The sequence below is a fragment of the Pyxidicoccus fallax genome, assembly GCF_012933655.1.
Classification (GTDB): domain Bacteria; phylum Myxococcota; class Myxococcia; order Myxococcales; family Myxococcaceae; genus Myxococcus; species Myxococcus fallax.
On sequence record NZ_JABBJJ010000096.1, the window covers coordinates 1 to 14,167 of the forward strand.

Below are 14,167 nucleotides of genomic sequence, written 5' to 3' on the forward strand. Positions count from 1 at the left end.
CCACGCGCCCACCCGCCCCTTCGCGTCGTGCAGCGGCACCAGCAGGCGCTCCACGTCCGTCTCGCCCCGGGCGCGCGGCAGCCCGCCCACCACGCGCACGCCGAGCGCCGCGAACAGCGGGTCCGGCGCGTCCAGCCGCGCCGCCGAGTCGTGATTGCCACCGATGACGACCACGTCCAGGCGCGGCAGCCGCCGCCGGGCCCGGGCCACGAAGTGGTACCAGGCCGCCTGCGCCTCCGCGCTGGGGTTGGCGGTGTCGAAGATGTCGCCGGCCACCAGCAGCGCGTCGACGGACTCCGCCTCCAGCGTCTCCAGCAGCCAGTCGAGGAAGGCGGCATGCTCCGCCTCCCGCGAGACGTCGTACAGCGTGTGCCCCAGGTGCCAGTCCGACGTGTGCAGCAGGCGCATCCCGCGTTCACCCTCCCTCGCCCCACGGCGCTCGGGCCGCGGGCAGCCTCCCCTGGGGGAGCCACCCGCTCCAAGCGGCGGGCGCTTGCTCCCTTACTCGCTCGCTCTGACATGCGCGCAAGTTCCTGGAAGTACGAGGCGTTACGAAAGGGACTCTCCCGCCAGGTCCTGGCCTCCCACCCCACGCGCGGAGGTGGGCGCCCCGAGACGTGGAGTGAAGACGGGACATCCGCGAAGTCAAACGCGTTTCGATAGCGAACGCCGGAGGAAGACGTCGCTTGTGGGGCCCCCACCGGGCGTGGACAGCTCGCCGCGACATGCGCATCCACGTGAATGGTGTCTCCCTCTTCTTCGACACGGAGGGCCCGTCGCTGGAGCAGCACGGCCCCGAGCTTCGCGAGCGGCCCACGGTCGTCGCCATCCATGGCGGTCCGGGCCTCGACCACTCCATGTACCGGCCGGCGCTCTCGGCCCTCGCGCGGACGGCGCAGGTCGTCTACCTCGACCTGCGCGGCAACGGGCGCAGCGAGCGGAGCACCCCGGACCGCTGGAACCTGACGACGTGGGCCGAGGACGTGCGGGCCTTCTGCGACGCGCTCGGCATCCACAAGCCGGTGGTGCTCGGCGCCTCGTTCGGGGGCTTCGTCGCCCAGGCCTACGCGACGCGCTTCCCGGAGCACCCGGGCCGGCTGGTGCTGCTGAGCACCAACGCGCGCTTCGAGCTGACGCGCTCGCTGCCCATGTTCGAGCGGCTCGGAGGCGCGGAGGCCGCCGCCATCGCCCGGCGCTTCTTCACGGACCCCACGCCCGACGCCTTCCAGCAATACGTGCGGGTCTGCTACCCGCTCTACTCGCGGCAGCCCGCGAAGCACCCGAGCCCCGCCCCCATCATCCACGGCGACGTGGCCCTGCACTTCATCGGCGGGGAGTGGCACACGTTCGACTTCCGGAAGGAGCTGGGGCGCATCCGCTGCCCCACGCTCGTCCTCGCCGGAGAGCATGACCCGGTGCTGCCCTTCGTGGGCTCCCAGGAGCTGGTCTCCCAGCTGCCGCCGGAGCAGGTCCGCTTCGAGCGCTTCCCCGACTGCGGCCACGAGCTGCTCGCCGAGCGCCCGGACCGCGTCGTGGCACTGATGGAGGACTTCCTCCGCGCGGGGTGACTGGCCAGCGTGAGACGGGTGGTGGATGCTCCACCGCCATGCCCGACATCGACTACACGCTGTACGTCTTCGTGGCCGCTCTGGTCGTGCTGTCCCTGATGGCCGGCTTCGATACCGCGCGCAAGAAGAAGCGGCGGCGTCAGGCATGGAAGGCCCTCTCGTCCCGGCACGACTGGGGCTTCAGCGAGCGCGGGAACACGCTGGAGGTCCAGGGCCTCTTCCGCGGCCAGCAGCTCTCGTTGCTCACGGAGCGCCGCCGTCACCGGGACGAGCATGCGGTCGCGACGGTGCTGCGGCTCGAGCTCAGCGCGATGCCACCCGAGCCGACCGTGGAGTCCGAGGGCCTTGGGGACAGGTTCCTCAAGCTCTTCGGCCACGGGGACGAGGAGGTGGGCGACGAAGAGCTGGACGCGGCGCTCGACATGAAGCGCGTCACGCCCGAGACGCGCGCCCTGCTCCGGAATCCGCGCGTGCGCGAGCAGCTGCTGGCGCTGCACCGGACATTCAAGCGCTTCTCCATCGAGGCGGGACTGCTGGAGGCGGAGCAGCGCGGAATCCCAGACACCGTCGAGGCGCTGGAAGCCCTGTTGGCTCCAGCGCTCGGCCTGGCGACGGCGCTACAAGAGGCCGTGAACGGCAAGCGCGAGGAACTGGGGAGCTGAGGGCGGCGACCGCGCGCCGCCCCGGACGTGCCTCACTCCCCGCGCGCCCGCCTCCGCCGGAGCGCCAGCGCGGCGAGCGCCATCCACGCGAGCGGCGCCACCGGGGCCGCGCCGCAGCCGCAGCCGCTCTCGTCCTCCACGCCCCCGGGAACACCCGTCCCAGCGTCCGGCGTGCCCGTCCCAGCGTCCGGCGTGCCCGTCCCAGCGTCCGGCATGACCGTCCCAGCGTCCGGCGTGACCGTTCCAGCGTCCGGCTCCGCCTGCTCACAGGACCTGTCGCCGACGCACACCGTCACCTCCACCTCGCCTTCCATCTCCGCCGAGTCCACCACGACGAACCGCACCGTGTGCAGGCCCGGCGTCAGCGTCGTGGTGTCCCAGCGGTTGTGCTCGCCACCGAAGTGGAAGTGGTTGTCCGTGCGCCGGTCCGTGTACTGCAGCACCCCGTCCACGTAGAACTCCGCGCGGGTGCAGCCCACGTCATCCTGGCAGTCTCCGAAGAACTCCGCCGTCGTTCCCGACACGCGCTCCCCAGCCTCCGGGCGCGTGAGGATGGCGCGCGGCGGCTCATCCGCCTTGGTGATGAGGGTGAAGGTCTGCGTCGCGTCCGGCGACTCGCCATTGCCCACCCTCACGCTCACCTCCGTCGCCCCCGGCGCGGCGGGCGTCCAGGAGATGAGGCCGGATACCGCGTCGATGGTCATTCCCGAGGGCACCGGCTCCACCAGTGCGTACGTGGGCGTCGGCCGCCCCCGCGCCTCCACGTCGTAGCTGTAGGGGGCCCCCACCACCGCGGCGAGGCCGGGCGTGGAGGTGATGGTGGGAGCCAGCGGCTCGTCATCCGCCTCGGTGACCCGCACCGAGCGCGCATCCAGGCCCGCGGCGGCCACGGTGACGGTGGCCACGCCATCCACGTTGTCCGCGTCCGGCGCCGCCGCCAGCGTGACGGTCCTCGGCGTGCTCCAGTTGGCGCGCGTGAACTGGAGCGTGGCCCCCTCCCGCACGGAGATGTCGCCGTCGCCCTCCGTGCGCGCCACGGTGACGGTGACGTTGCCCGAGGGCTGCTTCGACAGCGACACGTCGAAGGTGACGGTGCCGTTCTCGGGAACGACGACGCTGTTGGAGGACAGCACCAGCCTCGGGCTGTTGTCGTCGATGGTCGTGGCCAGCACCTCCACGGTGTCCATCCCCTCCGCCGTCACCAGGAAGGTGGCGGTGTCCGGCGTCGAGTCCTCGTCCTCCGCCGCCGAGAGCGTCACCCCCTGGGGCACGCTCCAATCCGTCGGGCCGAAGGTGAGCGACTCGCTGGCGACGATCAGGTCCTCGGAGCCGCCCACCTCGCGCACGACGCGGACGGTGACAGGCGCGGTGGGCGCCTCGGACAGCCGCACGGTGAAGGAGGCGCGCCCGCCCTCCACCACGCGCGGATGGAGCCCGGACACCACCAGCTTCCGTCCGGGCTGCGCCGGGGAGATGCGGCGCAGCGTGCCGTTGGTATAGCCGAGGGCGTAGAGCGCCCCGTCCGGCCCCATGGACATGTCCACGTTGCCGCTGAAGCCCGTGCCCCACTCGTCCACCGTGGCCACCGAGCCGTCTCCCGCCAGCGTCACCCGCGTCACCTGCCCGGAGTTGTAGTCCCCGAAGAAGAAGTTGCCGCGGTACGCCGGCCCGAAGAGCGTGGAGTCCACGAAGGTGCCGCCGGTGATGGAGCCGCCCAGCGCCTGCGTCTTCGCGGTGCCGCCGCCGCCCGTCGCATCCGGCAGCCCCGGCTGCGCCACGGTGAAGGTGGTGTCACTGGGGACGCTGGCGACGTACACGTCGCCGGTGAAGCCCGACACATTCTCGAGCGTGAGTCGCTCCCCCTTCCGGAAGCCGTGCCTGTCCGTGGTGGTGAAGGTGGCGACGCCGCCCGAGCGCACCGCTCCGCTCGCGGTGAGGTTGCGCGTGTCGATGCCGTTGGTGCGGTACTTCACCACGGGGGCGATGTATTCCGGGTTCGCCGGCTGGTTGTTCTCGTACTGGTTGTAGCCGGCGGTTTTGCCCCTGCCGACGACGAAGACCTGCTCGTAATTGGTGCCGACGCTGTTGACCCACAGCGCTCCGGTGGACGGCTGGAACGTGAGGGTGAACGGATTGCGGAAGCCGCGCGCCCAGATGTACTCGTTGTTCGGACCGACGCCGTCGTAGTGGGGGTTGTCGTTGACGGGCGTGCCGTCCAGGTTGGCGCGCCCCACCTTGGACGCGAGCGACGTCAGGTCATTATTGACGCCGGTGCCATTGCCCAGGTCTCCAATCGCCCAGTAGAGCTTCCCATCCGGTCCGAAGCCGATGCCGCCACCGTCATGGTTGTTGCCGGCGGTGGGCAGGCCCCGGATGACCTCGGTGCGCGCGGTGCCCACGCTGTTGGCGTCCGTGTACCGGACGATGCGCTGCTCGGAGGCGGAGACGGTGACGAAGAAGTAGACGTAGCGGTTGGCCACGTAGTTCGGGTCGAACGCGATGCCGATGAGCCCGCACTCGCTGTTCGTGTGGACCTGGGGCTCCGTCGCGAACACCTTCGTCACCAGCGTGCTCGTACCCGGCTGCGTCTCCAAAACGCCGTTCTTCATCGACAGCACCTGCACGACGCCGTTCTTGGTGGTGACGAACAGGCGGCCCGAGCCATCCGGCGCCCACGCCATGCCCGTCGCGGGGGAGATGGCCCGGGAGGAATAGCTCGTCTCCACGAACCCGGCGGGCACCGCGGCCCACACCGGCGTGGACAGCAGACACAGCGACGTCAGCAGGAAGGTGCGCATGGGCCGGACGCTAGCGCACGCGTCCCCCTGCATCAGTCCGTCAACCGACCGCGGCTATCTCTCCCGGCCGCACCCGTGCCGGCATTTTCCACCCCTGTTGCTGTAGTGGCGTGACAACACCCGCCTACCAGTCGTCACGTGTGACGCGGTACATCACCGCGCTGCTGGTGGGGCAGTCGAAGATGCGCTGGAAGGCACCGGACTGTCCGAGCAGGAGCCGCTCGGCGGAGCTGTCCTTGCGCACGCTCACCCAGCGGGGCCGCAGGGCACGCAGCTTCTGGAGGTACGCGGGGGAGTCTCCCTCGTGGTTGACGTATTCCACGCGGTTGCGCAAATCCCGCGTCCAGTACTCCCCGAGGAAGTCGGTGGAGTTGTCGTAGGCCACCACGTCTCCGGGCTTCAATTCCTGCTCGCGCAGGCGCACCGCCTCGGGCGTCCACAGCCAGCCCATGCGCGAGCGCAGCCGCATGTCATCGGTGACGCCCGCCACCGCGTGCCGCCCGAACGTGGGCAACACCTGATAGCCCACGCTCGCCTTGGCATAGGACGCGACGCAGAGGAACGCCGCCACGGCCGACAGCAGCGTCTGGAGGTACGGCGTGCGCACCTGACGGTGCAGCACGGCGAAGGCCGCCAGCCCGGCCGCGGGAAGCCCCAGCGTGAAGCGGCCCCACCACGCCGCGGGCACGAGGATGGTGAGCCCCGCCAGCAGCAGCAGCGACAACCGGAAGAAGCGCTCCCGGCTGAAGACGCCGCTGAGCCCCACCCACAGCAGCGCGGGCAGCAACAGGTACGGGAAGAGCCACCCGAAGGCGCGCTCGCGCACGTCCGGCCAGTACATGCCCTCGCGCGCGGTCCAGTTGCGCACCATCTTCCGGAAGGAGCCCTTCTCGCGGAAGAAGGCGGGGGTGCCCACGTCCTCCGCGGCGATGGGCCCCGTCAGCTCGCGCCCCAGCACCTTCATGCGCGCGGGCCACAGCGGGTTGCCCGTGCGCACCAGGTTCTCCACGTAGGGAGGCGCGCCCAGCCACGCCAGCAGCACCAGGGCGAGCGCCGTCTGCCGCAGCCGCGTCCAGCGCGCCGCCGGCTCCGCGCGGAGCACGCCCACCATGCGAATCAGCAGCACCGGCGACAGGAGCACCAGGTGGAAGAGGCCCGTCACCTTGGTGCCCGCGTACAGCCCCAGCGCCAGCAGCGTGAGGCCGCGCGCGGTGGGGCTCCAGTGCCGCTCGGTGAGGAAGTAGAACGCGGTGATGAAGAGCGAGCCGGCGGTCACGTCGGCGTGCGTGGTGTGCAGCTGCAGGGCCACCGCCGGCAGGGCAATCCACATGGCCCCCAGCGAGGCGGACAGCGCGGCGCTCGCGCCGGCCCGGCGGCACAGCGCGGCCACCGCGAAGGCACCGAGCAGCGCGAAGGGCAGCTGCGCGATTTCCTCCAGGCGCGTGTCCATCGGGAAGAGCACGTTCCAGACGGACAGCAGCTCCACGAACTCGGGGTAGCCGTTGGTGTACCAGACGGAGGTGTCCACCCAGCGGACGTGGCCCGTCTGCACCGCGTAGTTCGTCTTCGGCGTGTGGTACCAGACGACGTCCCACGCCCAGCTCGGGAAGCTCCAGGCGATGATGCTGGAGACGGCCAGCCCCCACGTCGCGGGGAGCAGCGCCCACGCGGCCAGCTCCCGGCGCTGGTGGATGTCACGCAACAGCCGCCATGGCGCCTCCACGTCCGCCCGGGCCTGCTCGCGCAGCCCCGCGACGCCCACGCTCCGCACCGCCCACGCCAGCATCGCGCCGTGCAGCAGGAGCCCCGCCAGCGCGAGCGCGGGCCGGGTGAGCAGCCCGGCGAGCCCCAGCCCCTGCACGCAGGTGAAGATGCTCGCCGCGGCGAAGAGGAGCGCGGCCATCCATCGCTCCAGGAGGGGGCGCCCTCGCAGGAGCGCGGACGCGAGGGCCCAGGCCGCACCCGCGGCCAGCAGCGACTCGCATGTCCAGAGCGCCCAACCCATGGTGGCGGCGTCCTACCAGGTAATGAAGCCTTCCAGGTAGAGCGCGGCCTGCCCGGCGATGCGCACGCGCGAGCCCCGCTCCTCGCAGCGCAGCTCCCCGCCGCGCGCGGACACCTGCTTCGCCACGAGCGACGTGCGGCCCAGCCGCTTCGCCCAGTACGGCACCAGCGAGCAGTGCGCGGAGCCCGTCACCGGGTCCTCGGGCACGCCCGCGCGAGGCGCGAAGAAGCGCGACACGAAGTCCGAGTCCCGCCCCGGCGCCGTCGGCACCACCGCGAAGGTGTCCAGCGCGGCCAGCTTCGCCATGTCCGGCCGCAGCGCGCGCACCTGCTCCTCGGAGTCGAACACGGCCACGAGGTCGCGCGAGGCGAACGTCTCGCGAGGCGCCGCGCCCAGCGCCTCCGCCAGCCCGGCGGGCGCCAGGCACGGCGAGGGCGGCCGCGCGGGGAAGTCCATGGCCAGCCACCCGTCCGCCTCCTGCGTCACCACCAGCGGCCCGGAGCGCGAGGCGAACTCCACCCGCTCCAGCCCCACCTCCCAGCGGTTGAAGAGCACCCACGCGGCGGCGAGCGTGGCGTGGCCGCACAGGTCCACCTCCGTCGTCGGGGTGAACCAGCGCAGCCGGAAGCCGTCCGCCTCGCGCACGAAGAAGGCCGTCTCGGAGAGGTTGTTCTCCAGGGCGATGGCCTGCAGGTCCGCGTCGGGCAGCCACGCGTCCAGCGGACACACCGCGGCGGGGTTGCCACCGAAGACGCGGGAGGTGAAGGCATCCACCTGGAACAGGGGCAGGCGCATGGGGTGTCCTTTCGGTCTTCGCTCCGGCTTTTAGCCGGCGGCGGACAGGGTCTGCTCGTACAGCGAGCGCACGCGGGAAGCCAGGGCCGCCGGGTCCGGGCCGAACGTCTCGGGCGGGAGCGGCGGCAGCACCCGCACGCGGATGGAGGCGCGCGGGCCCATCCACGGGCCGTCACCTTCCAAAAGCTGCGTGGTGCCCTCCACCACCACCGGGACCACCGGCACGTGCTCCTCCAGCGCGAGCTGGAAGGCGCCCCGTTTGAAGGGCAGCAGCTGGCCTCCGGTGGAGTAGGTACCCTCCGGGAAGATGAGCACCGGCATGCCCCGGCGCAGCCACTTCCGGCACGGGTCCAGGAGCTGATTCAGCGCGGTGGAGGTGCCACGGACGATGGGCACGTACGCCAGCAGCGTCATCATCCACCCGACGATGGGGATGGAGAACAACGACGCCTTGGCCACGAACTTGTACTGATAGCCCAGGCCCATGACGGCCAGGATGTCCGCGGCGGACTGGTGGTTGACGACCAGCACGCAGGGCCCCTTCGGCAGCAGCTCGCGGCCCTCGATGCGCGTGCGCCAGCCCGGGGACGCGTGCAGCCACAGCAGGTGGCACCAGCCACACACCAGCGTGTGCAGCATCCGCCGGTCCCGGTCGAACGGGTACGTGACGACGAGCAGCAACGCCCCCAGCGTGAAGAGCACGGGGGCGGTGAGCAGGAAGACGAGCCAGAACCAGAGCGTGACGGCGTACTTCATGGTGGGAGGGGGGCGGTCCTTCCAGTTCGGGAGAGCCCCCCGGGCATAGCATCTTCCGGGGCCCCCGGCGCCTGGGAGGATGCCTGCCCGCCCGGCTCGACGCAGGAAAACAGACCGCTCATTTCGTCCGAAGCATGCCCCGCATGCGTGGCTGGAGGGCAGCCGGGCGAGGAGTCCTCGCGCGCTCGAAGGCGCTACCGGAACTCATTCACGGTGTAGACCCCGGCACGGGGAACATCGAGGATGGCCGTTCCTGGCTTGGACTCGGCGCGCTTCCTGAGCTGCCCCAGTCCGAGCCGCGCCACCGCGCAGATGGGGATCTGCTCTCCTCCATTCATGGGCTGGGCGGCGTAGTAACGGATGGCGACCTGCGGGCCGCCGGTCCAGACCCGACCATAGAGACGGGCCGGCGCTTCGAGCAGCCCCAGGTCCTCCTCGAGCACGCTCTCGATGTTCCCGTCGTAGAGCGTGATGGGGCGCACGCTCGTCTGATTCGCGTCGAGCTGCACCCAGGCGGATTCCCCGACGAACATCCGCAGGTAGTTCATCACCTTGCGCGACTCCGCCGGGCACTCTTCTGGCCCCGGGCTCCCATCAGGCCGGAGGGACACGCCTCTCGTGGCGGTTCCCGCACACCCTGAGGCTGTCACGAGCACAACGACGCACCCCAGGAGCGCAAGCGTTTTGGAGGCCATGCCTCGCGCTCTTAGCGCGCAACGAGGGTTGGATCTAGCTGGACGAAGGCCTGCCGCCGCCCGTCCTCGCGATAGAGCTCCAGCGATAGGCTGGTCAGCTTTCCCTCATCGAGAAAGGCCTTACCGTCCACGACGAGAGCCACCACTCCGGACTCGCCGGGAGAAATCTCCCGGGAGGTCGTACGAACAGCGACCGCCCGTTCCCGCCCCCCATCCAGGGTCACGAGCCGAGCTGACTTCAAGCTCCACGGTTGCTCGGGGGCGACGTTCTTGATGTTGAAGACGACGGCAACCTTGCCATTTCCCTTGAACACCTGTGCACGCACGTCAGTCTCGCCATCCTTGCCGGAATAGCGGTCCACGACCTTGAAGGGCGTCTGCGTGACAGCGCCCGAAGCGAGCAGCGCGGCAAGGGCATGGTCCTGTGAGGTTTCCTGCTCGCGGAAACGCTCGACCTCCTCTTCCAGGGACTTCTTCTGCCTGAGTGCTTCCGTCAGGGCCGCGTGCATGGCCGCGTAGCTTTCGCGGTCCTCGAACACGTCGACTTGCTGGTCCGCCCGCTCCCCCGTCTTGCGGCCCGCGGCCCTCACCAGGAAGGACACCTCCGTGCCATCCGTCAGCGTCACGACCAGGGGAATTGCCTCGTCCTTGTCGAGGTCATGGACAGGCTCGAGGACCACCTTGTTGCGAATCACCGCCAACGGCTCGAGCCGCCCCTCCCAACCGAGCATCTTCGTCCTGCCCGCGTCGACGTTCTTCTCGAAGCGAAGCGTCGTGACGACCTCCCCCTTCACGTAGATGCGATGCGTGGCCTCGTCAGGATGTTCGGAGCGCAGGATGAGACGAACCGAGAGCCCGTCGCGAGCCTCGCCCGCCCGAGCGACGGCCGACGTGAAGAGGATGGCCAGCAAGAAAGGCCGGATGGGTAGGGATGCTCGCATACGCGAATCAACCTACCAGGGTGGGTCCAATGCATCCAATCCAGTATCTGAACACCTCCGGCGGGTGATTCCCGCATCGACGTGGCGCGTCCGGAGGCTCCCGGTTAGAGCAGCGGCGAAAACTCGCGTGGAAGCGCCGCGCGGTGGACGCCCGAGTCGCCTCCCGGGAGGAGCGGACGTTACGCCCACGTCACTGCACGCACTCGGACTTGCCCGGGAATGAAAAAGGCGGCGTATGGTGCCCGCCCATTCAACCCCGGAGGAGGCAGCGGCATGGACGCGCAGGGCCTGCACATCGAGACCCACCCCCGTGAAGGAGACCCGGTGCTGCGCGCCGGGAGGCCGGACCCGTGCACGGTGGTCCTCTTCGGCGCCACCGGAGACCTCGCCGAGCGCAAGCTGTTCCCCGCCCTCTTCGAGCTGGCCCGCGCCAACCTCCTGCCGGACCACTTCTCCGTCGTCGCCTACAGCCGCTCCGCGCTCAACGCGGACTCCTTCCGCGAGGACGTGAAGAAGGGCCTCCAGAAGTTCGCCCGCACCCAGCCGCTGGACGAGGACACCTGGAAGCGCTTCGCCCCGCGCCTGGAGGTCGTCTCCGGCGCCTATGACGACCCGGCCTCCTTCGCCCGCCTCAAGCAGAAGCTGGACGAGGTCTCCCAACGCCACCAGACGGAGGGCAACCAGCTCTACTACCTGGCCACCCCCGCCTCCACCTTCCCGAAAATCCTCCATGGCCTCGCCGGCGCCGGCCTGCTGCCCCGCCAGGAGCAGCCCCACCAGAAGCCCTGGCGCCGGCTCGTCATCGAGAAGCCCTTCGGGCACGACCTGGAGAGCGCGCGCGAATTGAACCGCGAGCTGTCCGCGGTGATGGACGAGCGGCAGATCTTCCGCATCGACCACTACCTGGGCAAGGAGACGGTGCAGAACATCCTCGTCTTCCGCTTCGCCAACGCCATCTTCGAGCCACTGTGGAACCGGCAGCACATCGACCACGTGGAAATCACCGCGGCGGAGAAGATTGGCGTCGAGGGCCGCGGCGGCTTCTACGACGAGACGGGCGTCATCCGGGACATGGTGCAGAACCACCTCCTCCAGGTGCTCGCGCTGTGCGCCATGGAGCCACCGGTGTCCTTCGGCGCGGAGGACATCCGCGACGAGAAGAACAAGGTCTTCCGCGCGCTGCGCCCGCTGGAGGGCCGCGACGTGGCCCAGGCCGTGGTGGTGGGCCAGTACGAGGGCTACCGCCAGGAAAAGGGCGTGAAGCCGGACTCGCGCACGCCCACGTACGTGGCCATGAAGATGAACGTGGACTCCTGGCGCTGGCAGGGCGTGCCCTTCTACCTGCGGGCGGGCAAGCACCTGAAGGAGCGCGTGACGGAGGTGTCCATCCACTTCAAGTCGGTGCCGGTGGGCCTGTTCGCCGGCGAGGGCGCCACCTGCCAGCGGCTGCAGCCCAACGTGCTCACCCTGCGGATTCAACCGAAGGAGGGCATCGCCCTCTCCTTCGAGTCCAAGGTGCCCGGCGAGGACGTCAGCATCGCGGGCGTCACCATGGACTTCAACTACGCGGAGAGCTTCCAGAAGCCGGTGCCGGAGGCGTACGAGCGGCTCCTCCTGGACTGCATGCGCGGCAACGCCACCCTCTTCGCGCGGCAGGACAGCGTGGAGCAGGCGTGGGCCTACGTGACGCCCATCCTCCAGGCGCTGGAGTCGGGCGTGGGTGGGCAGGTGCACTCCTACGCGCCGGGCAGCCCCGGTCCGGACGCCGCCGCCGCCCTGCTGGCCCGCGACGGCCGGAGGTGGACGCGGCTATGAGCTTCGCGCCCCCGACCATCGTCCCCTCCGAGTCACTGGCGCAGGAGGCCGCGAAGTGGATGGCGCGCTCGCTCCAGGACGCGCTCGCCACGCGCCCGCGCGCGAGCCTGGCGCTGTCCGGCGGCGGCACGCCGGGCCCGGCGTACCGGGCGCTCGCGGACCTGAAGCTCCCGTGGGAGCGCGTGGACGTCTTCTTCGTGGACGAGCGCTTCGTGCCGCCGGACCACGCGGACAGCAACTACCGGCTGGTGGAGGACACGCTGCTCAAGCCGCTGCGGCTGCCCTCCTCGCAGGTGTTCCGCATGGAGGGCGAGCGCGAGGACCGCGACGCCGCCGCGCGCGACTACGAGGCGAAGCTGCCGCCGGTCCTGGACGTGGTGCTGCTGGGCATCGGCCCGGACGGACACACGGCGAGCCTCTTCCCTGGCCACCCCGCGCTGGAGGAGCAGCAGCGGCGGGTGCTGTCGGTGGTGGGGCCCAAGCCGCCGCCGTGGCGGATGACGCTGACGTTGCCGGTGTTGCTGTCGGCGCGCGCGGTGCTGAACCTCGTCGCGGGCGCGGGCAAGGCGGACGCGGTGCGGCGGGCGCTGGCGGGAGACCTGAGCCTGCCCGCGGCGCGGGTGACGAACACGCAGTGGATGCTGGACCCGGCCGCCGCCGGACGGTGAGCGGCCCGAGATAGGACTTCGGAGGAACCATGAGTGAGGCAGCGGGCGCGCAGTTCGGCGTGGCGGGCATGGGAGTCATGGGGGCGGCCCTCGCCCTCAACATCGCGGACCACGGTTTCCGGGTGGCGGGGTGGGACCGGCATCCGGAGCGCATCGACGCACTCCTGAAGAAGAACCCCCACGCGAAGCTGAAGGGCTTCTCGTCCCTGGAGGACTTCGTGCAGGGGCTGGAGCGCCCGCGCCGGGTGCTGCTGATGGTGACGGCGGGCGCGGCGGTGGACCAGATGATGGAGCGCCTGTTCCCCCTGCTGTCGCCGGGCGACGTCATCATGGACGCGGGCAACTCGTGGTTCCTCGACACGCGCCGCCGCGAGGAGCTGTGCAAGTCGAAGGGGCTGCACTTCCTGGGCATCGGCGTGTCGGGCGGTGAGGAGGGCGCGCGCCACGGCCCGTCCATCATGCCGGGCGGTCCGCAGGAGGCGTACGCGCTGGTGCGGCCGGTGCTGGAGGCCATCGCCGCGCGCGCCGAGTCGGGCCTGTGCGTGACGCACGTGGGGCCGGAAGGCGCGGGCCACTTCGTGAAGATGGTGCACAACGGCATCGAGTACGCGGACATGCAGCTGCTGGCGGAGACGTACGACGTGCTCCGCCGGGGCCTGGGGATGGACGCGGACTCGCTGGCGAGGCTGTTCTCGAAGTGGAACGAGGGCATCGCCGAGTCGTTCCTCCTGGAGACCACCATCCAGGTACTGCGCAAGAAGGACGCGGAGACGGGCAAGCCGCTGGTGGACCTGGTGCTGGACAAGGCGGGCCAGAAGGGCACGGGCAAGTGGACGGTCCAGGTGGCGCTGGATTTGGGCGTCCCGGTGCCCTCCATCGCGGCGGCGCTGGACGCGCGCAACCTGTCGTCCATGAAGGAAGAGCGCGTGGCGGCGAGCCAGAAGCTGAAGGGTTCGGCCGAGCAGCTCACGCCGGAGGAGTCGTCGCAGCTGGCGGCGTGGGCGCATGACGCGCTGTACGCGGCGCGGGTGGTGACGTACGCGCAGGGCATGCGGCTCATCCAGGCGGCGTCCAACGAGTACAAGTGGAACGTCTCGCTGGCGGAGATGGCGCGCATCTGGCGGGGTGGCTGCATCATCCGCGCGAAGCTGCTGACGCCGCTGCGTGAGTCCTTCGAGAAGCAGCCGACGCTGCCGAACCTCGTGGTGTCGGACGCCTTCGCGCCGGTGCTGGAGCGCATGGCCCCGGCGTGGCGCAAGCTGGTGGCGGCGGCCACGAAGGTGGGCATCCCCGTGCCGGTGTTCAGCGCCACGCTGGCGTACCTGGACAGCTACCGCAGCCCGGAGCTGCCGCAGAACCTGACGCAGGCGCAGCGCGACGCGTTCGGCGCGCACACGTACCAGCGCCGCGACAGGCCGGAGGCCGGCTTCGTGCACACGGAGTGGAACAAGTAGACCGGGGACC

12 protein-coding genes are annotated in these 14,167 nt (G+C 70.5%); 5 read left to right on the forward strand and 7 right to left on the reverse strand.

Annotation, left to right across the window (positions count from 1 at the left end; genetic code table 11):
- Positions 1–408, reverse strand: a 408-nt coding sequence (gene sbcD, locus HG543_RS21155; RefSeq protein ID WP_169346630.1) for an exonuclease subunit SbcD, incomplete at its 3' end; no start/stop codon positions are given.
- A 317-nt stretch (positions 409–725) separates the two neighbouring features.
- On the opposite strand from sbcD, the gene HG543_RS21160 reads away from it, so the two are divergent.
- Together HG543_RS21160 and HG543_RS21165 are read left to right on the forward strand one after the other, a co-directional pair.
- Positions 726–1,568 carry an alpha/beta fold hydrolase gene (locus HG543_RS21160; RefSeq protein ID WP_169346631.1) on the forward strand — a complete coding sequence of 281 codons (843 nt, stop codon included), beginning with the start codon at positions 726–728 and terminating at the stop codon, positions 1,566–1,568.
- A gap of 38 nt (positions 1,569–1,606) precedes the next feature.
- Positions 1,607–2,230: a hypothetical protein gene (locus tag HG543_RS21165; RefSeq protein ID WP_169346632.1), complete on the forward strand. Its 624-nt coding sequence runs from the start codon at positions 1,607–1,609 to the stop codon at positions 2,228–2,230.
- 32 nt (positions 2,231–2,262) lie between these two features.
- Here the strand turns inward: HG543_RS21165 and HG543_RS21170 are convergent, their stop codons facing one another.
- The 6 genes from HG543_RS21170 to HG543_RS21195 form a co-directional block, all read right to left on the reverse strand.
- Complete coding sequence (locus tag HG543_RS21170; protein WP_169346633.1) at positions 2,263–5,028, reverse strand: PQQ-dependent sugar dehydrogenase; 2,766 nt, start codon at positions 5,026–5,028, stop codon at positions 2,263–2,265.
- A gap of 124 nt (positions 5,029–5,152) precedes the next feature.
- Positions 5,153–7,033 (reverse strand): hypothetical protein, encoded by a 1,881-nt coding sequence (locus HG543_RS21175; RefSeq protein ID WP_169346634.1) that lies wholly within the window; start codon positions 7,031–7,033, stop codon positions 5,153–5,155.
- Between the two features lie 12 nt (positions 7,034–7,045).
- Entirely contained in the window at positions 7,046–7,828 is a 783-nt protein-coding gene (locus HG543_RS21180; RefSeq protein ID WP_169346635.1) for a PhzF family phenazine biosynthesis protein, read from the reverse strand.
- 30 nt (positions 7,829–7,858) lie between these two features.
- Complete coding sequence (locus HG543_RS21185; RefSeq protein WP_169346636.1) at positions 7,859–8,584, reverse strand: lysophospholipid acyltransferase family protein; 726 nt, start codon at positions 8,582–8,584, stop codon at positions 7,859–7,861.
- Between the two features lie 194 nt (positions 8,585–8,778).
- A complete protein-coding gene (locus HG543_RS21190) occupies positions 8,779–9,279 on the reverse strand; it encodes a hypothetical protein (RefSeq protein ID WP_169346637.1) in 501 nt (166 codons plus the stop codon).
- Between the two features lie 11 nt (positions 9,280–9,290).
- Positions 9,291–10,190, reverse strand: coding sequence for a DUF2381 family protein (locus tag HG543_RS21195; protein WP_371876523.1), 900 nt, complete (start codon positions 10,188–10,190; stop codon positions 9,291–9,293).
- Between the two features lie 303 nt (positions 10,191–10,493).
- Between HG543_RS21195 and zwf the strand changes: the two genes are divergently transcribed.
- The 3 genes from zwf to gnd are packed head-to-tail and all read left to right on the forward strand — an operon-like array spanning position 10,494 to position 14,157.
- A complete protein-coding gene (gene zwf / locus HG543_RS21200; protein ID WP_169346638.1) occupies positions 10,494–12,035 on the forward strand; it encodes a glucose-6-phosphate dehydrogenase in 1,542 nt (513 codons plus the stop codon).
- The gene (pgl, locus tag HG543_RS21205) at positions 12,032–12,703 is read left to right on the forward strand and encodes a 6-phosphogluconolactonase (RefSeq protein ID WP_169346639.1); all 672 of its coding nucleotides are present in this window, start codon (positions 12,032–12,034) and stop codon (positions 12,701–12,703) included. The genes zwf and pgl overlap by 4 nt, the downstream gene beginning before the upstream one ends.
- A 29-nt stretch (positions 12,704–12,732) precedes the next feature.
- Positions 12,733–14,157 carry an NADP-dependent phosphogluconate dehydrogenase gene (gene gnd, locus HG543_RS21210; protein ID WP_169346640.1) on the forward strand — a complete coding sequence of 475 codons (1,425 nt, stop codon included), beginning with the start codon at positions 12,733–12,735 and terminating at the stop codon, positions 14,155–14,157.
- Positions 14,158–14,167 lie beyond the last annotated feature (10 nt).

Excerpts from the sequence above, each read along its gene's own strand:
- HG543_RS21180 (WP_169346635.1), bottom strand. The coding sequence starts at position 7,828 with ATGCGCCTGCCCCTGTTCCAGGTGGATGCCTTCACCTCCCGCGTCTTC.
- HG543_RS21170 (WP_169346633.1), bottom strand. The coding sequence starts at position 5,028 with ATGCGCACCTTCCTGCTGACGTCGCTGTGTCTGCTGTCCACGCCGGTG.
- HG543_RS21165 (WP_169346632.1), top strand. The coding sequence starts at position 1,607 with ATGCCCGACATCGACTACACGCTGTACGTCTTCGTGGCCGCTCTGGTC.
- HG543_RS21175 (WP_169346634.1), bottom strand. The coding sequence starts at position 7,033 with ATGGGTTGGGCGCTCTGGACATGCGAGTCGCTGCTGGCCGCGGGTGCG.
- HG543_RS21185 (WP_169346636.1), bottom strand. The coding sequence starts at position 8,584 with ATGAAGTACGCCGTCACGCTCTGGTTCTGGCTCGTCTTCCTGCTCACC.
- zwf (WP_169346638.1), top strand. The coding sequence starts at position 10,494 with ATGGACGCGCAGGGCCTGCACATCGAGACCCACCCCCGTGAAGGAGAC.
- HG543_RS21190 (WP_169346637.1), bottom strand. The coding sequence starts at position 9,279 with ATGGCCTCCAAAACGCTTGCGCTCCTGGGGTGCGTCGTTGTGCTCGTG.
- pgl (WP_169346639.1), top strand. The coding sequence starts at position 12,032 with ATGAGCTTCGCGCCCCCGACCATCGTCCCCTCCGAGTCACTGGCGCAG.
- gnd (WP_169346640.1), top strand. The coding sequence starts at position 12,733 with ATGAGTGAGGCAGCGGGCGCGCAGTTCGGCGTGGCGGGCATGGGAGTC.
- HG543_RS21160 (WP_169346631.1), top strand. The coding sequence starts at position 726 with ATGCGCATCCACGTGAATGGTGTCTCCCTCTTCTTCGACACGGAGGGC.